At 61.9% G+C, this 23,930-nt stretch carries 23 protein-coding genes; 18 read left to right on the forward strand and 5 right to left on the reverse strand.

Features of this window, described 5'->3' with window-relative positions:
* Positions 1 to 97: 97 nt before the first annotated feature.
* From HT585_RS02680 to HT585_RS02700, 5 genes are all read right to left on the reverse strand, one after another.
* Positions 98 to 559: a YbaK/EbsC family protein gene (locus HT585_RS02680; RefSeq protein WP_176351496.1), complete on the reverse strand. Its 462-nt coding sequence runs from the start codon at positions 557 to 559 to the stop codon at positions 98 to 100.
* Positions 560 to 654: 95 nt separating this feature from the next.
* On the reverse strand, positions 655 to 843 hold the full coding sequence (locus HT585_RS02685) for a hypothetical protein (protein WP_077504366.1): 189 nt from the start codon (positions 841 to 843) through the stop codon (positions 655 to 657).
* A 78-nt stretch (positions 844 to 921) separates the two neighbouring features.
* On the reverse strand, positions 922 to 1,176 hold the full coding sequence (locus HT585_RS02690; RefSeq protein WP_053250496.1) for a GlsB/YeaQ/YmgE family stress response membrane protein: 255 nt from the start codon (positions 1,174 to 1,176) through the stop codon (positions 922 to 924).
* A gap of 284 nt (positions 1,177 to 1,460) precedes the next feature.
* The gene (rhaI, locus tag HT585_RS02695) at positions 1,461 to 2,753 is read right to left on the reverse strand and encodes an L-rhamnose catabolism isomerase (protein WP_176351497.1); all 1,293 of its coding nucleotides are present in this window, start codon (positions 2,751 to 2,753) and stop codon (positions 1,461 to 1,463) included.
* Positions 2,754 to 2,766: 13 nt separating this feature from the next.
* Entirely contained in the window at positions 2,767 to 4,866 is a 2,100-nt protein-coding gene (locus HT585_RS02700) for a bifunctional rhamnulose-1-phosphate aldolase/short-chain dehydrogenase (protein WP_176351498.1), read from the reverse strand.
* Between the two features lie 202 nt (positions 4,867 to 5,068).
* On the opposite strand from HT585_RS02700, the gene HT585_RS02705 reads away from it, so the two are divergent.
* The 18 genes from HT585_RS02705 (at position 5,069) to fliF (ending at position 23,761) form a co-directional block, all read left to right on the forward strand.
* Positions 5,069 to 5,881: a DeoR/GlpR family DNA-binding transcription regulator gene (locus tag HT585_RS02705; RefSeq protein WP_176351499.1), complete on the forward strand. Its 813-nt coding sequence runs from the start codon at positions 5,069 to 5,071 to the stop codon at positions 5,879 to 5,881.
* Between the two features lie 124 nt (positions 5,882 to 6,005).
* Positions 6,006 to 6,995 carry a rhamnose ABC transporter substrate-binding protein gene (gene rhaS / locus HT585_RS02710; protein WP_176351500.1) on the forward strand — a complete coding sequence of 330 codons (990 nt, stop codon included), beginning with the start codon at positions 6,006 to 6,008 and terminating at the stop codon, positions 6,993 to 6,995.
* Between the two features lie 258 nt (positions 6,996 to 7,253).
* A complete protein-coding gene (locus HT585_RS02715; protein WP_176352165.1) occupies positions 7,254 to 8,750 on the forward strand; it encodes a sugar ABC transporter ATP-binding protein in 1,497 nt (498 codons plus the stop codon).
* Complete coding sequence (locus HT585_RS02720; RefSeq protein ID WP_176351501.1) at positions 8,747 to 9,727, forward strand: ABC transporter permease; 981 nt, start codon at positions 8,747 to 8,749, stop codon at positions 9,725 to 9,727. The genes HT585_RS02715 and HT585_RS02720 overlap by 4 nt, the downstream gene beginning before the upstream one ends.
* Positions 9,727 to 10,731, forward strand: a complete 1,005-nt coding sequence (locus HT585_RS02725; RefSeq protein ID WP_176351502.1) for an ABC transporter permease — start codon at positions 9,727 to 9,729, stop codon at positions 10,729 to 10,731. Before HT585_RS02720 ends, HT585_RS02725 begins: the two co-directional genes overlap by 1 nt.
* A gap of 7 nt (positions 10,732 to 10,738) precedes the next feature.
* Entirely contained in the window at positions 10,739 to 11,053 is a 315-nt protein-coding gene (rhaM, locus tag HT585_RS02730) for an L-rhamnose mutarotase (protein ID WP_176351503.1), read from the forward strand.
* 4 nt (positions 11,054 to 11,057) lie between these two features.
* The gene (locus HT585_RS02735; RefSeq protein WP_176351504.1) at positions 11,058 to 12,482 is read left to right on the forward strand and encodes an FGGY-family carbohydrate kinase; all 1,425 of its coding nucleotides are present in this window, start codon (positions 11,058 to 11,060) and stop codon (positions 12,480 to 12,482) included.
* A gap of 666 nt (positions 12,483 to 13,148) precedes the next feature.
* Positions 13,149 to 14,771 carry a globin-coupled sensor protein gene (locus HT585_RS02740; RefSeq protein ID WP_176351505.1) on the forward strand — a complete coding sequence of 541 codons (1,623 nt, stop codon included), beginning with the start codon at positions 13,149 to 13,151 and terminating at the stop codon, positions 14,769 to 14,771.
* 41 nt (positions 14,772 to 14,812) lie between these two features.
* Positions 14,813 to 15,106, forward strand: a complete 294-nt coding sequence (locus tag HT585_RS02745) for an STAS domain-containing protein (RefSeq protein ID WP_077504355.1) — start codon at positions 14,813 to 14,815, stop codon at positions 15,104 to 15,106.
* 3 nt (positions 15,107 to 15,109) lie between these two features.
* Positions 15,110 to 15,475 (forward strand): response regulator, encoded by a 366-nt coding sequence (locus tag HT585_RS02750; RefSeq protein ID WP_065784641.1) that lies wholly within the window; start codon positions 15,110 to 15,112, stop codon positions 15,473 to 15,475.
* 19 nt (positions 15,476 to 15,494) lie between these two features.
* Positions 15,495 to 17,783: a chemotaxis protein CheA gene (locus HT585_RS02755; RefSeq protein WP_176351506.1), complete on the forward strand. Its 2,289-nt coding sequence runs from the start codon at positions 15,495 to 15,497 to the stop codon at positions 17,781 to 17,783.
* A 5-nt stretch (positions 17,784 to 17,788) separates the two neighbouring features.
* A complete protein-coding gene (locus tag HT585_RS02760) occupies positions 17,789 to 18,259 on the forward strand; it encodes a chemotaxis protein CheW (protein ID WP_077504418.1) in 471 nt (156 codons plus the stop codon).
* Entirely contained in the window at positions 18,256 to 19,164 is a 909-nt protein-coding gene (gene cheR, locus HT585_RS02765) for a protein-glutamate O-methyltransferase CheR (protein WP_176351507.1), read from the forward strand. Before HT585_RS02760 ends, cheR begins: the two co-directional genes overlap by 4 nt.
* Positions 19,161 to 20,219, forward strand: coding sequence for a protein-glutamate O-methylesterase CheB (gene cheB / locus HT585_RS02770; protein ID WP_077504352.1), 1,059 nt, complete (start codon positions 19,161 to 19,163; stop codon positions 20,217 to 20,219). Before cheR ends, cheB begins: the two co-directional genes overlap by 4 nt.
* Positions 20,219 to 20,608 carry a response regulator gene (locus HT585_RS02775; protein WP_025425902.1) on the forward strand — a complete coding sequence of 130 codons (390 nt, stop codon included), beginning with the start codon at positions 20,219 to 20,221 and terminating at the stop codon, positions 20,606 to 20,608. Before cheB ends, HT585_RS02775 begins: the two co-directional genes overlap by 1 nt.
* The gene (gene cheD, locus HT585_RS02780; RefSeq protein ID WP_176351508.1) at positions 20,605 to 21,159 is read left to right on the forward strand and encodes a chemoreceptor glutamine deamidase CheD; all 555 of its coding nucleotides are present in this window, start codon (positions 20,605 to 20,607) and stop codon (positions 21,157 to 21,159) included. Before HT585_RS02775 ends, cheD begins: the two co-directional genes overlap by 4 nt.
* 71 nt (positions 21,160 to 21,230) lie before the next feature.
* Positions 21,231 to 21,623 (forward strand): chemotaxis protein CheT, encoded by a 393-nt coding sequence (gene cheT / locus HT585_RS02785; RefSeq protein WP_176351509.1) that lies wholly within the window; start codon positions 21,231 to 21,233, stop codon positions 21,621 to 21,623.
* A 461-nt stretch (positions 21,624 to 22,084) separates the two neighbouring features.
* Positions 22,085 to 23,761 carry a flagellar basal-body MS-ring/collar protein FliF gene (fliF, locus tag HT585_RS02790; protein WP_077504349.1) on the forward strand — a complete coding sequence of 559 codons (1,677 nt, stop codon included), beginning with the start codon at positions 22,085 to 22,087 and terminating at the stop codon, positions 23,759 to 23,761.
* Positions 23,762 to 23,930 lie beyond the last annotated feature (169 nt).

Consider the following 23,930-nt stretch of genomic DNA (forward strand, 5'->3'; position numbering starts at 1 on the left):
AGGGGCGGTCGCGGCAAATCGTTGCCGTGGCGCAGCTTGGGTTTCAGGTAAGCTTTGTGGCCATACCAAGGCACGGACCATACTTCCGAAACATGGATTACGTTTCCGAAACGTCGATCCACTCGGCGCCGGTCAATTCGACGATGCGCTGCGGGTTGATGTGGACGGCCGCGTTAGTGGCGCCGGCCGCGGGCACGACGATGTCGTAGGCCTTGAGCGACAGGTCGCAATAGATGCTGTGGGGCTTGGCAAGCCCGAACGGGCAGACGCCGCCGACCGGGTGTCCAGTTTCCGCCTCGACCTCGTCGAAGCCCAGCATGCGGGCCTTGGTGCCGAAGCGGGCCTTGTACTTCTTGTTGTCGAGCCGCGCATCGCCGCGGGTGACGATCAGGATCACGTCGTCGCCGACCCGCAATGCGAGCGTCTTGGCGATCTGGGCGGGTTCGACGCCATGGCCCTCGGCGGCAAGCGCCACCGTGGCGGTGCTCTGTTCGAGTTCTATGACGTCGATATCCGGCGCGTTCTGCGAAAAGAACTGTTTGACGGAGGTAAGGCTCATTATGGGGCTTCAGGCTCTGGCAATGGTTTGGGGATGGAATAAAGAGCGGACGAACGCCTGCAGGCCGAGGCGGCGCTGCCGACGGCAAGACTGTCTCAATCGTCGTTGGAGGCGTCAAGATTTTCTGGGCGCGTCCCTTCCTGCTGTGTCGGCAGGTAGCCATGGGTAGTGAACCAGTTTTCGAGGATCGCCGCGATTGCCTGCTCGCGCGTCAGCTTGCCGGGATGATCGGCCATGAACGCCTTCAGCGCCGTCTCTATGTTGTCGGTGTGGAGTTCGCTCATGGTGTCTTCCTTCCGTTGGTCTCGGCACGGCCCGCCGGGTGGGCGAGCCGTCCGACATCGATGGGCGGCGTTAAGTCATCAAGCCTGTTTGACGATGCGGATCAGCACCAGGAGGATGACCGCGCCGATCGTCGCGTGCAGGATCGCGGAAAGCACGCCCGTTCCAAGGCTGATGCCGATGGCGGGAAAGAGGAAGCCGGCGATGAAGGCGCCGATGATGCCTACGACCATGTTGCCGATCAGGCCGAAGCCGAACCCCTTGACGATCAGGCCGGCAAGCCAGCCGGCGATCGCACCGACAATCAGGAATACGAGAATGCTTTCGATACCCATGAATGGTTCCCTTTGCGTTGGACCTCCTGCATGTTTCCTCAAATCCTAGCCGATCTGCAGATAAAACATGCAGCATTCAAAGTGCTACAGCGACCCTTGCGCGCCCGCAGGAAGCGCGGCGCTGTAAAGGGAAAGATAGACCAGGATTTCAAATCAGATAGGGGGCAATTTCATCGCGCGGTGTTTTTTTGAGCGAAGGCGCGCAGATTGCATCCAAAAGACAGTCGCCGAGCAGCGGTTGCTGCCCGGCGACCTGCGAAGCGATTGCTATTAGGGGGGGCGTGTCAGACGATGCCGCCGCCGCCACCGGCGACGGCCGGCCGCTCGCCGGCCACCCTGGCGCGGTAACCGCTCGCCCGATAGGTCGCAACCGGCGCGATCGCTCCGCCGCTTTCGAGGCGGGCCATGGCCAGGATCGGTTCGACGTCGGTGCGAAATGCTGTCTTCAACGTTTCCGTCGCCATCAGCGCATCGTTGTCCTGCTGGAAGCCGTCGAGTCCCGCGCGGTCGACGATGAGTGCCTGGGCATAGGCGCGGCTGACTTCCATGGCGCTGGTCATCAGGCTCTCGATCGGGTCGGTGACATTGTGGCTCTGGTCGAGCATATGGGCCGGATCGAAGCCCTCGGCGCCGCGGGCCTCGGCATCCACGAGCTCGTTGAAGACAAGGAACAGGCGGTAGGGATCGACCGAGCCGGTATCGAGGTCGTCGTCGCCATATTTGGAATCGTTGAAGTGGAAGCCGCCGAGCTTCTTGAACTGGATGAGCCGGGCGACGATCATCTCGATGTTGACGTTGGGCGCGTGGTGGCCGAGGTCGACAAGGCAGAAGGCCTTGGGGCCGAGCTCCTGGGCGATCAGGTAATTGGTGCCCCAGTCCTGGACGACCGTTGAATAGAAGGCCGGTTCGAACATCTTGTGTTCGGTGAAGACGCGCCAGTCGTCGGGTAGTGCGGCATAGACCGCTTTCATCGCATCAAGGTAGCGCTCGAACGACTTGGTGAAATTGCTCTGGCCGGGAAAGTTGGAGCCGTCGCCGACCCAGACCGTCAGCGCCTTCGAGCCGAGTTGCCGGCCGATGTCGATGCATTCGAGATTGTGTTCGACCGCCTGGGCGCGGGTGGCCGCATCGCTGTGCGACAGCGATCCGAACTTGTAGGAATGCGCCTGTCCGGGCGCATCCGAAAACGTGTTGGAGTTCATCGCGTCGAAGCCGAGACCGAGGGCCGCGCCCTTCTGTTTCAGCTCCTGGATGTCGCTCACCTTGTCCCACGGGATGTGCAGCGAGACGTTGGGCGTTGCCCGCGTCAATTGCTGGATGACGGCGCAATCCTCCAGCTTGTCGAAGATGTTGCGCGGCTCGCCCTGGCCGGGGAAGCGGGCGAAACGCGTGCCGCCGGTGCCGACACCCCAGGAAGGCACGGCGACGCCATAGGCGCCGACCTTCGCCTTGATGGTGTCGATATCGATGCCGCGGCGGGCCAGTCTTTCGCCAAGGCTGGCATAATCTTCGCGAAGAGCCGCCTCGCGCCGTTGGTTTTCCACGTCGAGGACGCTTTTGCCGATCATGGTGCTCATCAAACTCTCCGGCTCAGCGGGTGAACGACTGGGCGTTGCCCGCGTCGACATTGACGATGTTGCCGGTCGATTTCGCCGACATGTCGGAGGCTAGGAAGTAGATCGCCTCGGCGATATCCTCCGGGAACACGCTGAGCTTCAGCATCGAGCGCTCGCGGTAGTGCGCCTCCAGGTCGTCGACATCCATCTTGTAGGCGGCGGCGCGCTGTTCCTTCCACTCGCCGGTCCAGATTTTCGAGCCGCGCAGCACCGCGTCCGGGTTGACGACGTTGACGCGGATCTGGGCTGCGGCTCCCTCGAGCGCCAGGCAGCGGGCGAGGTGAATTTCGGCGGCTTTGGCGGTGCAATAGGCCGATGCGCCGGGCGAGGCGGCAAGGCCGTTCTTGGAGGCGACGAAGACGACGTTGCCGCCGGCCTTCTGGTTGCGGAAGATGCGGAAGGCCTCGCGCGAAACGAGGAAGTAGCCGGTCGCGAGAATGTCCATGTTCTTGTTCCAGAGCGCCAGCGTCGTGTCCTCGACGCTGGCGGAGGAGGCAAGGCCGGCATTGGAGACCAGGATATCGAGGCCGCCGAAGGCGAGAAGCGTATCCCCGAAGCCGCCCTCCACGGCGGCCTCACTGGTCACGTTCATGCTGACCGAGCGGACGAAATCCTTGCCGTGGCGGGCTGCAAGCTCGCTTTCGGCGCTAGCGAGCGCCGTCTCGTCGATATCGGCGAGGACGACGCAGGCGCCCTCCTGCATCAGCCGGTGGGCCGTTGCCTTGCCGATGCCGCCGGCGCCGCCGGTGACCAGCGCGATGCGGCCGGCAAGGCTCTTCGGCTTCGGCATGCGCTGAAGCTTGGCCTCCTCGAGCAACCAGTACTCGATGTCGAAGGCCTCCTGCTCCGGCAGGCCGACATAGGTCGAAACCCCGGAGGCGCCGCGCATGACGTTGATGGCGTTGACGTAGAACTCGCCGGAGATGCGTGCTGTCGCCTTGTCCTTGGCAAAGGTGATCATGCCGACCCCGGGCACGAGATAGACGACTGCGTTCGGATCGCGCATGGCAGGGCTATCCGCGTGCTTGCAGCGGTCGTAGTAGGCGGCGTAGTCCGCGCGATAGGCGGTGATCGCATCAGGCAGTCCGGCCAGCGTCGTGTCGACATCCGGCTTTGCCGGGTCGAAATCGACGACCAGTGGCCGGATCTTCGTGCGCAGGAAATGGTCCGGGCAACTGGTGCCGAGCGCTGCTAACGGCTTCAGGTCGCGCGCGGCGACGAAATCGAGTACGGCCTGGCTGTCGTCAAAATGGCCGACCTTCTTCTCGTCGGTGCTGATAAGGCCACGGATCACCGGCATCAGCCGTTTGGCGATTGCCGCGCGCTCGGCCGCCTCGAGCGTCGGCTTTACGGCGCCACCGAAGGCTGGGCCAACGTTGTATTCCTCGAACCAACCGATCGCGACATTGATAATCTCGATCGTCGTTTCGTAGGCCTCTTTGGCCGTGTCGCCCCAAGTGAAGAGGCCGTGGCTTTCGAGGATGACGCCGCGCGCCTGCGGGTTCTTCGCGCAGAAATCGCTGAGCCAGAGACCGAGTTCGAAACCGGGCCGCTTCCAGGGCAACCAGCCGATCTCGCCGCCGAACAGGTTGTCGGTCAGGTTCTGACTGTCCTTGCTCGCCGCAATCGCGATGATGGCGTCGGGATGCATGTGATCGACATGTTTCTTCGGCACATAGGCGTGCAGCGGCGTGTCGATCGAGGCGGCGCGGGGGTTAAGATCGAACGTGCAATGCGGGAGGTAGCCGACCATCTCGTCTTCGAACGCGACGCCACGATAGATGCCCTTCAGTGCGTTGAGCTTGTCCATGTAGAGCGTGGCGAAGCCGTCAAGCTTGATCGTGCCGACGTCGCCGCCGGAACCCTTGACCCAGAGAACCTCGACCATTTCTCCGCTGAGCGGATCCTTCTCCATCACTTTGGCCGAGGTGTTACCGCCACCGTAATTGGTGATGCGCTTGTCGGAGCCGAGCAAGTTCGAGCGATAGAGCAGACGCTCTGGCTCGCTCATGCCCGCAGCCTTCGCGTCATCCCAAAGGTTTGCAAGTCCCGCGCCCTGCTGCTTGTCGAGCATCTCGAATTCCTCCCGGTCCGTTGCCTCGCGGCTTGGCGGCCGCGTGGAGATGTGGTTGGCATCAGATCACATGGCTCGAAAGTCGTTGTCAATCAAAAACGATCAAATTCGCGCATATCGCACTGCACAATGAAAAAATATGATTGATTGTGATTGACAATGTTTGGTCGTGATGGAAGCATGCACATTATCGGAGGAACGGATGCACGAGAAAGAAAGACATCGGATCATTCTGTCGGCGGTTCAGGAAAAGCCTGTCGTCACGGTGCCGGAACTGGTCGATCTGACCGACAGTTCCGAGGCGACGATCCGGCGCGATATTGCGGCGCTCCACGTGCAGAAGCGGCTGCGGCGCGTGCGCGGCGGGGCCGAGGCGATCAATCCGCCGCAATTCGTGGGCCTTGCCGGTCGCCCGTTCAAGGTCAATGAGAGCCTGCATGCGCGGGAGAAGCAGGCGATCGCCAAGGAAGCGGTTGCGCTCTGCGAAGACGGCGAGCCGATCATCATCAATGGCGGCACGACCACCTTCCAGATGGTGCACTTTCTGACCAATCGCCGGATGCAGGTCTTCACCAATTCGTTTCCGATCGCCGAGCATCTGCTCAAGCATTCGAAGAACACGGTGATGCTGTCTGGCGGCACCATCTACCGCGAGCAGAACATCATCTTGAGCCCCTTCGACAATGACGTGACGCGCAATTTCTATGCGCGCCGCATGTTCATGGGCGCCCAGGGGCTCGGTCCGCTCGGCCTGATGGAAGCCGACCCGCTGCTGATCCAGGCCGAACAGAAGCTGATCGATCAGGCCGACGAACTCGTCGTGCTGGTCGACTCCTCGAAATTCCACAAGCGCTCCAGCCTCATCCTGTGCGGATTGAAGCGGATCGCCACTGTGATCACGGATTCGGGCATCGAGGACAGGCATGCCGCGATGCTCGAAAATGCCGGCGTGCGCCTGGTGATCGCCAGTGCCAGGGCCGGCACGGATGCTGAGACTGCATCCTCGACCGCTTGAGACGGCCGAGGGGAGGGGAAGATCGACACCGGTTGCAAAAGGCCGGGCCGGTTCGAATTGGAGAAGGTCAGTACCGGACGATGCGGTCATCCCGATCGCGTCCCGGTTCATGGGAGGAGTGGAAATGAAGATCCTGAAATCATTGATGGTCACGGCCGCCGTTTCGCTGGCGTTGATGGCCAGCGCCGCGCATGCGGAAAACAAGAAGATCGCGCTCGTCGTCAAGGCGCTCGGCATCGGCTTCTTCGAGGCCGCCAACAAGGGCGCGCAGGAAGCCGCAAAGGAACTGGGCAATGTCGAGGTGATCTACACCGGTCCGACGACCACGACCGCTGAAGGCCAGATCGAGGTGATCAACTCGCTGATCGCCCAGAAGGTCGATGCGATCGCGGTATCGGCCAACGACACCGACGCGCTGGTTCCGGCGCTGAAGAAGGCGATGGATCGCGGCATCAAGGTCATCTCCTGGGACAGCGGCGTCGCCAAGGACGGCCGCCTGATGCACCTCAACCCGTCTTCGAGCCCGCTGATCGGCAACATGATCATCAAGCTCGCCGCCGACAATCTGCCGGAAGGCGGCGATGTCGCCGTGCTCTCGGCAACGGCGACCTCGACCAATCAGAATGTCTGGATCGAGGAAATGAAGAAGGTCCAGGGCAACTACAAGGGCATCAATGTCGTTGCTACCGTCTACGGCGACGACCTGGCCGACAAGTCCTACCGCGAAACGCAAGGGCTCATCCAGTCCTACCCGAACCTGAAGGCGATCATTGCGCCGACCTCGGTCGGCATCGTCGCCGCGGCTCAGGCTGTCACCGACGCCGGCAAGATCGGCCAGATCAACGTCACCGGCCTTGGTCTTCCCTCGGAAATGGCCGGCCACGTCAAGTCGGGCGCATCCAAGTCCTTCGCCATCTGGAACCCGATCGATCTCGGCTACTCCGCAACGATGATCGCCAATGATCTCATCAACGGTGCCGAAGCCAAGCCCGGCGCGGAGCTGAAGATGGGCCGCATGGGCGCCGTCAAGCTCGACGACAACAACGAAGGCGCAATGGCCGACCCGTTCGTCTACGACGCGTCGAACGTCGAAGAGTTCGCAAAGATCTTCTGATCGGCGAGGGGCGTTTGATCGCATCCGCCCCTCATCCGCCTGCCGGCACCTTCTCCCCGCTTACGGGGAGAAGGGACAAGCGGCATACTCGCCCGTCCCCCCTGCCACCAGTGAGTGGCTGGTTCCCAACGGACCCCCTCTCCCCGAGAGCGGGGAGAGGGCTGGGGTGAGGGGCCATTTTCAGACTGCGGTGCGCTCGGTGTGAGGCACACAAATCAGGCGGAACTGAACTTGCTGCAGGACCAGACCACATCGCGGATGAAACCCGCCATCGCGCTCGAGGGGATTTCGAAATCCTTTCCCGGCGTCAAGGCGCTGTCCGATGTTTCGCTGTCGCTTTATCCGGGTTCCGTGACGGCTCTCGTCGGTGAGAACGGTGCCGGCAAGTCGACCCTCGTGAAGATCCTGACTGGCATCTACCAGCCTGATAGCGGCAGCATCCGCGTCGCGGACGCGGAAACAGTCTTCCCGACAGCGCTTTCCGCCGCGCGTGCCGGCGTCACCGCCATTCACCAGGAAACGGTGCTGTTCGACGAACTGTCGGTTGCCGAAAACATCTTTCTCGGACATGCGCCCCGCAATCGTTTCGGTCTGATCGACTGGAAGAAGTTGAATGCGGATGCGCGCGCGCTTCTGCTTCGCGCCGGTGCCGATTTCGATCCGACCATCCGGCTTCGCGATCTCGGTATAGCGAAGAAACATCTGGTGGCGATTGCCCGGGCATTGTCGGTCGACGCCCGCGTCGTGATCATGGACGAACCGACGGCGGCGCTGTCGCACAAGGAAATCCACGAACTCTACGCGTTGGTCGAACGGTTGAAGGCGGACGGCAAGGCGATCCTGTTCATTAGTCACAAGTTCGACGAGATCTTCCGCATCGCCGATCGCTACACCGTGTTTCGCGACGGAACGATGGTCGGCGAGGGGCTGATTGCCGATGTCGCCCAGGACGATCTCGTGCGCATGATGGTTGGGCGCGCGGTCGGCTCGGTCTATCCGAAGAAGGACGTCGTCATCGGCGAGCCGGTGCTGACGGTCTCCGGCTACCGCCACCCGACCGAATTCGAGGACATCAACTTCGAACTGCGGCGCGGCGAGATCCTCGGCTTTTATGGCCTCGTCGGTGCCGGCCGTTCCGAATTCATGCAGTCGCTGATCGGCATCACCCGCCCGTCGGCAGGCGCCATCCGGCTCGATGGCGAGATCCTGGTGATCCGCAGCCCGTCGGAAGCGATCAGGAGCGGCATCGTCTATGTGCCCGAGGAGCGTGGTCGCCAGGGCGCGATTATCGGCCTGCCAATCTTCCAGAATGTCACGCTGCCCTCCTTGTCGCGCACCTCGCGCTCCGGCTTCCTGAAGCTTGCCAATGAGTTCGCGCTTGCGCGCGAATATACCTCGAGGCTCGATCTGCGGGCAGCTTCGCTCGACCAGGATGTCGGCACGCTTTCGGGCGGCAACCAGCAGAAGGTGGTCATCGCCAAGTGGCTGGCAACGAAACCGAAGGTGATCATCCTCGACGAGCCGACGAAGGGCATCGACATCGGCTCCAAAGCCGCCGTTCACGCTTTCATGAGCGAACTTGCGGCCGAGGGCCTCAGCGTCATCATGGTCTCGTCGGAAATCCCCGAAATCATGGGCATGTCGGATCGCGTCATCGTCATGCGCGAGGGCCGCATCGCCGGCCGCTTTGAGCGCGACGAGCTGACGGCGGAAAAGCTGGTGCGCGCGGCAGCCGGCATCGTGGAGGCCGCATGATGGCAAAGCTTTTGAAAAATCGTGAACTGTTGCTCGTCGGCGCGATCCTGGTGCTGATCGCGCTGATCGCCTGGCGCTTCCCGCCCTTCGTCGCGCCGGCCAATCTGGCGCGGGTCTACAACGACACCTCGATCCTGATCATCCTGGCGCTCGGCCAGATGGCGGTGATCCTGACGCGTTGCATCGATCTGTCGATGGCGGCAAACCTCGCGCTTTCCGGCATGGTCGCGGCGATGCTGAACGCCGCCTTTCCCGGTCTGCCAATCCCGATCATCATCCTCTCGGCGATGGCGCTCGGCGCCGTCCTCGGCATGATCAACGGCGCGCTGGTCTGGAAGCTCGACATCCCGCCGATCGTCGTCACGCTCGGTACGCTCACCATCTATCGCGGCCTGATCTTCCTGCTCACCAACGGCAAGTGGATCAATGCCCACCAGATGAGCGATGCCTTCAAGAGCTTTCCACGTGCCGATCTGGCCGGCATTCCGGTGCTCTCCTGGCTTTCCGTTGTCATGATCGCGGCGATGTTTCTGGTCATGAGCCGCACCGCCCTTGGCCGCGCCTTCTTTGCCGTCGGCGGCAATCCGCATGCCGCGGTCTATACCGGTATCGATGTCGGGCGCACCCGCTTCTTCGCCTATTGCCTCTCGGGCACGCTGGCCGGCCTCTCCGGTTATCTCTGGGTATCGCGTTATGCGGTCGCCTATGTCGATATTGCCGCCGGATTCGAACTCGACATCATCGCGGCCTGCGTCATCGGCGGCATCTCGATCGCCGGCGGCATCGGCTCGGTGCCGGGCGCGGTGCTCGGCGCCATGTTCCTCGGCGTCATCAAGAACGCCCTGCCGGTCATCAACATCTCGCCGTTTGCGCAGATGGCGATCTCCGGCATGGTCATCATCACGGCCGTTGCCGTCAACGCCCGTGCCGAACGGCGCAAGGGCCGCGTCATCCTCAAGAAGGCGGAGGCTGTCTGATGGCCGAAACGCATCTCTCCCCCCGCAACATTCCCGATCGCCTGGAAGGGCGCAGCGCGCGCTTGCTGAAGAGTTGGGAAAGCCTGCTGCTCGTTGTTGCCTGCCTCATCTTCCTCGGCAATTCGCTGGCTTCGCCGTATTTTCTCGATCCGTGGAACCTGTCCGACGCGACGTTCAACTTTACCGAAAAGGCGATGATCGCCTTCGCCATGGCGCTGGTGATCATTTCCGGCGAGATCGATCTCTCGGTCGCCTCGATCATAGCACTTGCCTCGACGGCCATGGGTTATGCGGTCCAGCTCGGCTTCGACACGCCGGCGCTGGTGGTGGTCGGACTGTCTGTCGGCCTTCTCTGTGGCGTCGTCAACGGCCTGCTGATCACCGGTCTTGGCCTGCCGTCGATCGTTGTCACCATCGGCACCATGAGCCTGTTTCGCGGCCTGTCCTTCATCATCCTTGGCGACCAGGCCTTCACAGGCTATCCCGACAGCTTTGCCTGGTTCGGGCAGGGCTATATCTGGTGGGTGTTCTCGTTCGAGTTCACGCTGTTCGTCGTGCTCGCCGTCATCTACGGCGTGGTGCTGCACAAGACCAATTTCGGCCGCGCCGTCTACGCCATCGGCAACAACCAGACGGCAGCACTGTTTTCCGGCATCCGTGTCGGCAGGGTGAAGTTCACGCTGTTCCTGCTGACAGGCCTGATGGCCGGCCTTGCCTCGATCTGCCTGACCTCGCGTCTCGGCTCCACCCGCCCGTCGATCGCACTCGGGTGGGAGCTGGAGGTGGTCACCATGGTCGTGCTCGGCGGCGTCAGCATTCTCGGCGGTTCCGGCACCATTCCGGGCGTGGTGCTTGCCGCTTTGATCATGGGCATGGTCACCTTCGGCTTCGGATTGCTGAACGTGCCGGGCATCGTCATGTCGATCTTCATCGGTTTGCTGTTGATCTCGGTGATCGCCCTGCCCATTCTGTGGCGCCGCGCCCGCCGCCGTCTCGCCCACTGAGGTTTTCATGGAAAAATACGCTTTTCGCATGCGGCTCAACCCGGGAATGGCCGCCGAATATACCGCGCGCCACGACGCCATCTGGCCGGAACTGGTGACGCTGCTGAAAGATGCGGGCGTCACGGATTACTCCATTCATCTCGACGAGGAGAACGATCTGCTCTTCGGCGTTCTCTGGCGCACGGACGATCATGGCATGGCCGATCTGCCCTCACATCCCGTGATGCAGAAGTGGTGGGCCCATATGGCCGACATCATGGAAACCCGTGGCGATAACGAGCCGGTCGCCGTGCCGCTCAAAACCGTCTTTTACATGAGCTGACCCGATGCGGATTGTGGGCGTTATCGACATCGGCAAGACCAATGCCAAGGTCGCAGCGGTTGATCTCGATCGCTTCGAAGAGATCGCTGTGCGAAAGACTGCAAACGGTGTCGTCCAGGGCTATCCGTACCCGCATTTCGATGTCGACCGTCTCTGGGCTTTCGTGCTCGACAGCTTGAAGGCGCTCCATGCCGAACACCCCATAGAGGCGATCTCGATCACCACCCACGGCGCGACGGCGGTCGTTCTCGACCAAGCAGGCGGACTTGCCTTGCCCGTGCTCGACTACGAATTTGGCGGGCCGGATACTCTGTCGGAAGCTTATGAGCGCGTTCGCCCGCCCTTTGCCGAAACCGGTTCGGCGCGCCTGCCGATGGGACTGAATGTTGGCGCGCAACTGTTCTGGCAGCAGCAGACCTTTGCCGATGCGTTCGCCAGGGTCACGACAATCCTGACCTACGCGCAATACTGGACTTTCAGGCTGACCGGCATCCGCGTCAACGAACTGACCTCGCTCGGCTGCCACACCGATCTCTGGAACCCGACGGCCGGCACGTTCTCGACGCTGGTGGAAAGCCAGGGGTGGGGCCAACTGTTCGCGCCGGTTCGCAAGGCTAACGATATCGTCGGTGCGTTGCTGCCTGAGCTTTGCGCCGCCACCGGCATTCCTGTCGGCACGCCCGTCTATTGCGGCATCCACGATTCCAACGCATCGCTGCTGCCGCACCTCTTGACCCGCAAGGCGCCTTTCTCGGTCGTGTCGACCGGCACCTGGGTGGTGATGCTGGCGGTCGGCGCTGACACGGTGACGCTCGATGAACGCCGCGACACGCTGATCAACGTCAACGCACTCGGCGACCCGGTTCCCTCGGCGCGCTTCATGGGCGGTCGCGCCTTCTCGCTGTTGCTCGGCGACGGCGCGGCGTCCACCTCGTTCGAAGACGAGCAGGCCGTTATTGCGGCCGGGCACATGCTCTTGCCTTCGCTTCCCGAAGGCTCCGGGCCTTTCCCGTCAGCCAGGGCCCGTTGGACGGTGGATGAAGAGAAGCTGACGCCAGCCGCCAAGGTTGCCGCCGTGTCTTTCCATTTGGCCCTGATGACGGCGACTTGCCTCGATCTTATCGGTGCGCGCGGGGATATTGTCGTCGAGGGGCCGTTTGCCGCAAACGCTGCCTATCTGCGCATGCTTCAGGCAGCAACGGGACGCCCGGTCCTTGCTGACAGCCGCAATGTGACCGGCACCAGCCTCGGAGCTGCAAGCCTTGTCGACGGCCGCCATGTGCGCACCGGAGCGCAAGCCTTCGCCGGCCCCATGCCGGAGAGTTTTGTGCGCTATGCGCAAGACTGGCGCGCGCTGACGAAACGCCATGTGCAGCAGGGCAATGACGAAGGTCGAGGTCGGCTTGGGGAGAGTAACGGCGTCGCGTGAAAGACGCCTGTGAGAAGACGAAGCGTGTTCTTCCGCTCAGAAAACCGAGCTGCGGTTTGCCGAACGGTTATGCTCGAGATTGAGCACGATGGATACGGCCATCATCGTCAGGATTGCTGTGAGTGCGGCGCCAATTCCAAGAACAATCATTGTTCGTTTCCCGTCAGCGCATCATCATGATTGCGCTTTGCTTGCTGCAAAGGTTTATTCCGCGCGATCCGCGCCGACTTCACTTTCGCTTCGATACGCGAGCGCAAGTAGAAGTACAATTCTAAACTCTTGTGAGTGAAAACCTGTTGAAATTCGAGGCTAATAGTGCGGCATTGCTGCGCTGCAAAAACAGTGCCCGAAAACGTCCGGCGAATTTTAGTGATTCCGGTTACAGGCTATCAACCGTTAACCTTCAAGCAAGGAATTAACCATAAACATTGTCCCACACGTCGGAATGGGAAAAATTCACAGTCTCCTCAAGGCATGATGCCGCCCCGCCGTACCGGTTCCGGTCCGGTATCGATTCTTCACCGAATTTACTTGCGGGATGGACGATAGCAGACGCCCAAGCGGCGGGGGCTGATCGCATCGATGTGGCGTGCACGTCCGGTGGACCGTGGACTGTCCTGATCCTCCCCAGGTGAATTCCAAGCATGAAAAACCGGGGATTGAGCGTTGAGGCAGGAAGCATCGTCAGAACAGGCAAGGAAGGGCCAGGCAGGCAGTCTGCTGGAGCGCTTGCGTTTTGCCGGGCTCGACGACGAGAGCTGTTCCCGCGTCCGTGACACCCGGCATAAGCTTTCCCCCCGCATCGACGCAGCACTTCGCGATCTTTTCCAGCGCCTGCAGAGTTATCCCGACGCAGCCCGGCACTTCGATAGCGACCGGCAGCTCGAGCGGCTGCAGGACATCCAATCCTCGCACTGGAACGTGCTGACCGACGCGCGTTTCGATGGCCTCTATGCTGAGCGCGTCAAGGTGCTTGCCGATACTTCGAACCGCATGGGCCTCGATCCACGTTGGCAGATGGCAAGCCATGCAGTCGTGCTTGAGCACCTGGTTATCGGCCTCATTGAAGAGGCTTGGCCGAAGTCCTTCCTGCCGATGGGCAGAGGACGACGCAAGGAACTGTGCGATCTGGTCGCGGCGCTTGTCCGCACCGTCTTCGTCGATACCGAGATCGGCGTCTCGCTCCGCTTCAACGCCCTGCGACAGCAGCACCAGCGCCAGCTCGCCGACCAGCACAGTGCCGACGAGCAGGCTGTAACGACGCTTTTCGGCGATTTCGCCAAGGGCTTGGGCGAGGGGGACCTCGGCGTGCGCCTGTCCGAGAACGCACCCGACGCCTACCAGCCGATCGTTGCCAGCCTGAATGCGGCGCTCGACACGATCCAGCAGAGCCTGCAGTCTGCCGATCAGCGCGGCCAGGCGGCCGAGACTCTTGTCGGTCGTTTGCGCGAAGGTGCCGCCGGTTTCTACGATAAGGCAACCGCGGAAGCCGATGCCCTCTCGGGCCAGATTGCGGCCCTTTCCGACATGACCGAACGCATGGCCACAGGCTCGAACCGCATCAGCGCCACCGAGATGAAGGCCAACGAGACGCGGGTTGCCGTCGAGCGCAGTGGCGAGATCGCCGGCCAGGCCATTTCCGCCATGGCCGACATCGAGGCATCGGCCGAGAAGATCGGCCAGATCATCGGCGTCATCGATGAGATCGCTTTCCAGACCAATCTCTTGGCGCTGAACGCCGGCATCGAGGCTGCAAGGGCGGGCGACAGCGGTCGTGGCTTTGCCGTCGTTGCCCAGGAAGTGCGCGCGCTTGCGCAGCGCTCCGGCGAGGCAGCGCGCGAAATCAAACAACTGGTAACGGGCACCAAGTCGCAGGTCGAGACCGGCGTCGAGATCGTCGGCCGCACGCAGGATGCGATCAGCAGCATCGTCCAGCAGGTCACATCGATCAATGCCGCGGTCTCCGGCATCGCCCGCGAAGCCGAGCAGCAAGTCGGCGACCTCAAGGGCGTAACATCCGACATCGGGGCGATCTCGCACGCCGTCAAGGCAAGTGCGGCGATGGCGGGCGAGACGGTCCGCTCTTCCGACGATCTGCACAATGTCATCGTCGAGCTTGGCGAGACGATCCGCAGGTTCCGTGTCGAACGTCGCCACGCGGTTTCACCAACACCGACTGCCAGCCAGGGACGCCGCCTCGCGGCTCCTGTGGCCACGGTCGAAGACGAAATGGCGACGCCGTTGTTCGATGACGGCCCGCAACGTCAGTTCGCCGGTTGGCAACGCTGATCCCAGGGACACTCAAGAGTTAGCAGTCGAGGAAAACAGGAATGGCCAGCAAGAAGACCGCCCGCAAGACGCTCAGCCTCGCTCCGGTGTTGGACCTGAACGAAGCGACGACGTTGCATGAGAAGCTTTTGGGCCTGAAGGGCAGCGATCTCACGATCGATGCCTCGGCGGTCGAGCGGGTGGGAACGCTTTGTGTCCAGGTCCTGATGGCTGGTGCCAAGACTTGGGAAGAAGAACATTTGTCTTTCACCTTCAGCAAGGTGTCGGACGCTTTCGAGAAAACGACACAGCTCATCGGGGTCGACATCGACCACCTGATGGCAAAGGAGATTTGAAGAATGAAAAAGCGAGTTCTGACAGTCGACGACTCCCGGACGATCCGGAACATGCTTCTGGTCACGCTGAACAATGCCGGCTTCGAAACGATCCAGGCGGAAGACGGCGTCGAGGGCCTCGAGGTTCTTGAGGAAGCCAATCCCGATGTCATCGTCACCGACATCAACATGCCGCGTCTCGACGGCTTCGGCTTCATCGAGGGCGTGCGCAAGAACGACCGCTACCGCGCTGTGCCGATCCTGGTGCTGACCACGGAAAGCGACGCTGAAAAGAAGAACCGTGCCCGTCAGGCCGGTGCCACCGGCTGGATCGTCAAGCCGTTCGACCCGACCAAACTGATTGATGCAATCGAGCGCGTAACGGCCTGAAGTCCGAGGATAGCCTCCAATGGATATGAACGAAATCAAAGAGATCTTCTTCCAGGAATGCGAGGAACAACTCGCCGAACTGGAATCGGGTCTGCTGAAGCTCAATGATGGCGACCGCGATCCGGAAACGGTCAATGCCGTGTTTCGCGCGGTGCACTCGATCAAGGGTGGCGCCGGTGCTTTCGGGCTCGACGACCTCGTCTCCTTCGCCCACGTGTTCGAGACGACACTTGATTGCGTTCGTTCCAACAGGCTCGACCCCGGCCCTGAGGTTCTGAAGGTGATGCTGAAGTCGGCCGACGTGCTCGCCGACCTGACGAACGCTGCCCGCGATGGCGGCAGTGTCGACGAGGCGCGCAGCCGCCAGCTGATCAAGGAGCTCGAGGCGCTTGCCAATGGCGAAGTGCCCCAGGCATCGTCCGTAGCCGAGCCGGTCGCCAAGGCCGCCCCGGTTGCCGCAGCACCCGTCGTCAACGACGAAGGCTTCCAGCCTGTCGCCTTCTCCTTCGACGATTTCGAGACGGACGAGCCGGCCTTGATGGACTTGCCGACCTACGAGATCGTCTTCAAGCCGAAATCCGATCTCTACGCCAAGGGCAACGACGCGACTTTGCTTCTGCGCGACCTCTCGCGCCTTGGCGAGATGAGCATCCATTGCGACATGGACGCGCTCCCGGCGCTCGATCGCCTGAGCCCGGAAACGGCCTACTTCTCCTGGAAGGTGTCGCTGAAGACGGACAAGGGTGAAGACGCGATCCGCACGGTTTTCGAATTCGCCGAGTGGGATTGCGACCTCGACGTTTCGCGGGTCTCGGGCGATGCCGCCCCTGTCGGCGAGGAGCTGCCGATGCAGCCGGTACCGTTCGATCTGTCGATCCTCGACGACGAGCCGGCTGGCCCCATCGGCGTGATCGAGGAAGAAGAACAACTGGCAGCACAGCAGGAGATCCGCAACGCGGCCGTCGCTGCTGCCGGTACCGCCAGCAACGTGTTGCAGATGGCCCAGTCCGCCGCCCGCGCACCCGCTGAAAAATCGGCCGGCGCCGCCGCCAGTGCTGCTGCTCAATCCGCAGCCGCTCAGCAGGCAGCAGCGTCCGCTGCGACACCGACCATCCGCGTCGATCTCGATCGCGTCGACCGCCTGATCAACCTCGTCGGCGAACTCGTGATCAACCAGGCAATGCTGTCGCAGAGCGTGGTCGAGAACGACGCCAACGGCACCTCGTCGATCAACATGGGCCTCGAAGAGCTGCAGCAGCTCACCCGCGAGATCCAGGACTCGGTGATGGCGATCCGCGCGCAGCCGGTAAAGCCGGTATTCCAGCGCATGTCGCGTATCGTTCGCGAAATCGCCGACATGACGGGCAAGTCTGTCCGCCTCATCACCGAGGGTGAAAACACCGAAGTCGACAAGACGGTCATCGACAAGCTGGCCGAACCGTTGACGCACATGATCCGCAACGCCGTCGACCACGGCCTTGAAACGCCCGAGAAGCGTCTCGCCGCCGGCAAGAGCGCCGAAGGCACCGTGCGCCTGACCGCAAAGCACCGTTCGGGCCGCATCGTCATCGAGCTTGCCGACGACGGTGCCGGCATCAACCGCGAGAAGGTGCGCCAGAAGGCGATCGACAACGATCTGATCGCCGCGGACGCCAATCTCTCCGACGAGGAGATCGACAACCTGATCTTCCACGCCGGCTTCTCGACGGCCGACAAGATCTCCGACATCTCCGGCCGCGGCGTCGGCATGGACGTGGTCAAGCGCTCGATCCAGGCGCTCGGCGGCCGTATCAACATCTCGTCGAAGCCTGGCCATGGCTCGGTCTTCACCATGAGCCTGCCGCTGACGCTGGCCGTTCTCGACGGCATGGTGGTCACGGTCGCCAACCAGACGCTGGTGGTGCCGCTGACGGCGATCGTCGAAACACTGCAGCCGGAAGCCGCCGCAATCCATTCCTTCGGCTCCAACCAGCGGCTGATTTCGATCCGCAACTCCTTCTGCCCGCTGGTCGATGTCGGTCGCATCCTCAACTTCCGCGCCAGCCAGGCAAACCCGGTCGAAGGTGTTGCGCTTCTGGTGGAATCGGAAGGTGGTGGCCAGCGCGCACTGATGGTCGACGCCATCCAGGGCCAGCGCCAGGTCGTCATCAAGAGCCTCGAGGCCAACTATACGCACGTGCCGGGCATTGCAGCCGCCACCATTCTCGGCGACGGCAGGGTGGCGCTCATCCTCGATGTCGACACGATCGTGGCCGCCTCGCGTGGCCAGTCGCTGAAGCCTGAAATGTCTCTCGCTGCTGCTGGATGAATGTGATGACCTATGCCGCAAAGAATCTGACCACGGACGGACGAGAGCTGATCGCTTTCCGCGTCGGCGATCAGGAATTCTGCGTGAACGTGATGTCCGTGCGCGAAATTCGCGGGTGGACACCGGCGACTGCGATGCCGCATGCGCCGTCCTACATGCTCGGCATCATCAACCTGCGCGGTGCGGTGTTGCCGATCGTCGATCTGTCGGCACGCCTCGGCATGAAGCCGGCCGAGCCGACCGTCCGCCACGTCATCATTGTCGCCCAGGTGAAGAGCCAGGTGGTCGGACTGCTCGTTGACGCCGTCTCCGACATCCTGACGATCACCGACGACAAGATCCAGCCGACGCCGGATGTCATCTCGTCCGAATTCGAAAGGAGCTTCGCCCGTGGCGTGCTCGCGATCGAAGGTCGGTTGATCTGCCTAATAGAACTCGAATCTGTCTTCCCGCAGGAAGAAAGGGAAGCAGCATGAGAAACCAGGCCGTTCTCGAACAGAAGCAGTCGCCCGACGAATGCCTGGCAAGCGGCGAGTATCCGCTGACGCGCCGCGATCTCAATGAAATCGCAGCGATGATCTACGCCGATGCCGGCATCTACCTCAACGAAACCAAGGCATCCCTGGTCTATTCCCGGCTGTCGAAGCACATCCGCAACCTCGGTCTCAAGGGCTTCCGCGAATACTGCCAGCTGGTCTCTTCGCCTGCGGGTGCCGCCGCCCGGCGCGATATGCTCTCGCACTTGACGACGAACTTCACGCGCTTCTTTCGCGAGAACCATCACTTCGAGCATCTGAAGACGGATGTTCTGCCGGAGTTGATTGCCCGCGCCAAGGCCGGAGGTCGCGTGCGCATCTGGTCGGCCGCCTGTTCGGACGGGCAGGAACCCTACTCGATCGCGCTGACGGTGCTGTCGCTGCTGCCGAATGCGGCGGACTACGACTTCCGCATTCTCGCCACCGATATCGATCCGAAGATCCTGGCGCTGGCACGGGCCGGTGCCTATGACGCTACCGCACTCGAAACGGTCAATCCGGCCATGCGCAAGCAATGGTTCGACGAGGTCAATTCCGGCGGCCGCTTCAAGTGGCAGATCGACGATCGCGTCAAGAAGCTCATCACCTTCAACGAACTGAACCTGATGGCGCAATGGCCGTTCAAGGGACCGTTCGACGTGATCTTCTGCCGCAACGTCGTCATCTATTTCGACGAGCCGACCCAGATGAAGATCTGGTCGCGCTTCGCCGGAATGCTCGGCACCAACGGCCATCTTTACATCGGTCATTCCGAGCGCGTGTCGGGCGACGCCAAGTCGCAGTTCGACAATATCGGCATCACCACCTATCGCCATACCGGCAAGTTTCATGGAGGACGGGTATGACCGCACCCGCTCGTGTTCTCGTCGTCGATGATTCAGCCACCATGCGTGGCCTGATCACGGCAGTTCTCAATTCCGATCCGGGCGTAACCGTCGTCGGCCAGGCGGCCGATGCGATGGAGGCGCGCCAGGCGATCAAGCAGCTCGATCCCGATGTCGTGACCCTCGACATCGAGATGCCGAACATGAATGGCCTGGAATTCCTCGACAAGATCATGCGCCTGCGTCCGATGCCGGTCATCATGGTCTCGACGCTCACGCACAAGGGGGCCGAGGCAACAATTGCAGCGCTTGAAATCGGTGCGTTCGACTGCGTCGGAAAGCCGCTTCCGGGTGACCCCAATCCTTTTGCCGGTCTCGTCGACAAGGTAAAGGCGGCCGCGCGTTCGCAGCGCAAGTTCATCATCACCGGCAACAAGACGGCAGCACCCGCTGCAGCCAATGCCAATGGTGCCTCTGACTATCGGGCAGGCCGCAAGATCATCGCGATCGGCGCCTCGACCGGCGGCGTCGAGGCCCTGATCACCGTGCTGCAGAAGTTCCCGGCAAACTGCCCGCCGACGGTGATCACGCAGCATATGCCGCACACCTTCACCAAGAGCTTCGCCGAGCGGCTCAATCGCCTATGCGCACCAACGGTGCAGGAAGCAACCGACGGCGCGCGGCTGGAAATCGGCAAGGTCTATCTGGCTCCGGGTGGCGAGCGTCACCTGCAAGTGGCCAATCCGACGGCACCGTGCTGCCGTCTGGTCGACCGAGATCCCGTCAACGGCCATCGTCCTTCGGTCGATGTGCTGTTCGATTCGGTCGCCGAACTTGCCGGTCGCAATGCGATCGGTGTCATTCTGACCGGCATGGGCCGCGACGGCGCATCCGGTCTCCTGAAAATGCGGCATGCCGGAGCAAAGACCTTCGGCCAAAACGAAAAGACATGTGTCGTCTACGGCATGCCGAGAGTTGCATATGAATTGGGTGCCGTCGAAACGCAGCTCCCCCTCGGTTCCATCGGGGAAGAGATACTGAAGACAGCGGCGCTCCGGAAGGAAGGAAGCGAATAATGTCCATCGCCGAAAAAATCAAAGTACTGATCGTCGACGATCAGGTCACGAGCCGCCTGCTTCTGGGCGATGCCTTGCAGCAGCTGGGCTTCAAGCAGATCACGGCTGCTGGTGACGGGGAACAGGGCATGAAGATCATGGCCCAGAACCCGCATCACCTTGTTATCTCCGACTTCAACATGCCGAAGATGGACGGCCTCGGCCTGCTCCAGGCCGTGCGCTCCAACCCGGCGACGAAGAAGGCGGCCTTCATCATCCTGACGGCGCAGGGCGACCGCGCGCTGGTCCAGAAGGCGGCCGCACTCGGGGCGAACAACGTGCTGGCAAAGCCGTTCACCATCGAAAAGATGAAGGCCGCCATCGAAGCCGTATTTGGGGCGTTGAAATGAACATGGAAGCCGTCGGTAAGCGCGTGCATGTCATCCAGGGCGAGTACAAGGTCTTCAACGATCCCAATGTGGTGTTGTCGACCATTCTCGGTTCCTGCGTGGCGGCCTGCATGCGCGATCCCGTGGTCGGAGTCGGCGGCATGAATCATTTCCTGCTGCCGGGATCGGCGTCATCGCCCGCTTCCGGCGGCGACGCTACCCGCTACGGTGTCCATCTTATGGAGCTGTTGATCAACGGCCTGCTGAAGCAGGGCGCTCGCCGCGATCGGCTCGAAGCCAAGATCTTCGGCGGGGCCAAGACCATCGCGCGGTTCTCGAATGTCGGTGAGCAGAACGCTGCCTTTGCCCGGCAGTTCCTGCTCGACGAAGGCATTCGCATCGTCGGCGAGAGCACGGGCGGCGAACACGGCCGCAAGCTCGAATACTGGCCGTCGTCGGGACGCGCCCGTCAGTACGCACTGACAGGCGTGGAAACCCAGCGCACCGTTCAGCTGGAAGTGCGTCCGGTCGTGGCGCCGCGTCCGGTCGAAAGCTCCATCGAATTCTTTTGATCCTGCGGGGTTTGTCCCGCAGGCGACCCAACACCTGCACTATCGCTAGAAAAACCACGTGAGAACCGACAATGCAGACTGACTACCAGGGCCACATGCCGCACGTGGAAGAATCACTGCCCGAAGTGTTGATGCGCGTGGTCACCGAACTTCACGACGTCGCTTATCTCATCGAACGGATCGAGCCGCAGCTGCTCGGCGGTCGAGGCGCCTCGGCGCTCGACAGTCCCGAAGAGATGATGGTGCTGCAGGGCATCGATTTGGCCGTGCAGAAGACCCGCGGACTTGCCGAGTTCATCGATACGATCACGGCGGCGATCCCCGATACCTGCCTCGTCGACGTTACAACCGCCGTCAATCTGGTCAAGCTCGCCGACATGAAGAAGGCGCTCGGCAACGGCATGTTGCGTCACGGCCATTCCCAGCCGTTGACGAAGGCAGCAGGCGACTTCGAAGCATTCTAGGTCGCCGAGCGTTCGGAAGGACACACCAAGGACGTTTCGGCACTTTGATACCGGCGCATCTTGTCCGCTTTCGGTGGATACGCTCGAAAGCGGTATGCTCAAGAGCATTTCCGGGAAGCGCGCGAGGCGGTTTTCCGCCAGGAAATGCGAGAAAACAAGCGGATAGAACGTTTCCACGCCTCCGTTCAAGACGGAGGCGCCTCGGCGATCGAGGCCGCATCGATCGCCGATGCATCCTGATTTCTCGCCAGCAATATCCCCCGAATTCGCCGAAGCTGTCGGCAAAAGCCAAGTTCGCACAAGTTTCGTTTCCTACGGTCCCGATCGAGGCTGATGGATTCGTGTGTATTGGACGTCGTTACGGGGCACACGACACTCATCAAACCCGAATGTTGGAACTGCGCAGGGCGCTCGTCGGATGACCGGCTTGAACGTCCTGCGATACTGGGTGCGGAAACAGAATGAGTCTGTTGAATCAATTTTCGATGTTCACGAAGAACCTCGCCGGGCTGGGGCAAGGCAAGCTGATAGCGCTGGCCGCCGCCGGCATTATCGCTGTCGGCATGGTCCTGGGGGCCGGTATCTACGTCAACAGACCATCGTTCGAGACGCTCTATGTCGGGCTTGAGCGAAGCGATGTCACTCAAATCAGCATTGCGCTCGCAGAGGCCAATATCGACTTCAACGTCGGTGCCGATGGTGGCAGCATCCAGGTTCCCGTCGGCATGACCGGCAAGTCCCGTCTGCTGCTCGCCGAGCGCGGTCTGCCGAGCAGCGCCAATGCCGGCTATGAACTCTTCGATAATGTCGGCTCGCTCGGCCTGACCTCCTTCATGCAGGAAGTCACTCGGGTTCGCGCGCTTGAAGGCGAAATCGGACGCACCATCCAGCAGATCTCCGGTATCGCCGCCGCCCGCGTCCACATCGTCATGCCGGAGCGCGGCAGCTTCCGCAAGGCTGACCAGAACCCGACCGCCTCGGTGATGATCCGCGCCAGCGCCACGGTCGGCCGCAGCGCGGCAGCGTCCATCCGCCACCTGGTCGCCTCGTCCGTACCGGGGCTCGACGTCGACGACGTCACCATTCTCGATTCGACCGGTCAGCTTCTCGCTTCGGGAGACGATCCGGCCAATAGCGCCCTCAACCAGTCTCTGGGTGTGGTTCAGAACGTCCAGACCGAGCTTGAGAAGAAGATCGACAACGCGCTCGCTCCGTTCCTCGGCATGGACAACTTCCGCACCAGCGTCACGGCACGCCTCAACACTGACACGCAACAGATCCAGGAGACGATGTTCGATCCGGAATCGCGTGTCGAGCGTTCCACCCGCGTCACCAAGGAAGAACAGAAGTCCAGCCAGCAGCAGCCGGACAATGCCGCGACCGTGCAGCAGAACATTCCGCAGGCTGCTCCACGCGGCGGCGCCGGCCCGCAGTCGAACGACCAGGCCGAGAAGAAGGAAGAACAGACCAACTACGAAATCAACAGCAAGACGATCGCGACCGTAAAGAACAGCTACACGGTCGAGCGCCTGTCGATTGCCGTCGTGGTCAACCGCGGTCGCCTCGCCGCCATGGTCGGCGAACCGGCCGACCAGGCGAAGATCGACGCCTATCTCCAGGAGATGCAGAAGATCGTATCGTCGGCCGCCGGCATCGATGCGAACCGCGGCGACGTCGTCACCTTGAACGCGATGGATTTCGTCGAGACGCAATTGCTTGACCAGGCCGTCTCAGGTCCTGGCATCATGGAGACACTGACGCGCAATCTCGGCGGCATCATCAATGCGCTCGCCTTCGTCGTCGTCGCCTTCCTGGTCGTCTGGATGGGCATGCGGCCGCTGGCTCGCCAGCTTGGCCTTGGTGGAAGCTCCGGCCAGCTCGCCAATGAGTCCGCCGGTCTCGAACTGCCCGATTTCTCCCCTGCGACGGCAGGTGCCGGCGGCGCCCTCATGGACGGCTTCGGCTCCGACTTTGGCTTCGACAGCACCGACGACCTTCTCAGCATGGGCGAAGACGCCGGCGCCTTCAACCGCCGCGTCAAGGAAGGGCCGGAAAGGCGCCTTGCACGAATGGTCGAGATCAGCGAAGAGCGCGCTGCCAAGATCCTGCGCAAATGGGCTATCGAGAAAGCCGCCTGATTACACACGGAAATCGTCTGTTCGAGGAAAATCCCGCCACTTCGGCGGGATTTTTCGTTTCGGTGGTGATGCGGAGGCCGCGCGGATGCCGACATGTCCGGCGCAAATATTGTGCGAGTCTCTGCGGTCGGCGGGCCCTGTCGCAGGATTCCCGGCAAGAATCGTTACG

Source organism: Ensifer oleiphilus, from assembly GCF_013371465.1.
GTDB lineage: Bacteria > Pseudomonadota > Alphaproteobacteria > Rhizobiales > Rhizobiaceae > Ensifer > Ensifer oleiphilus.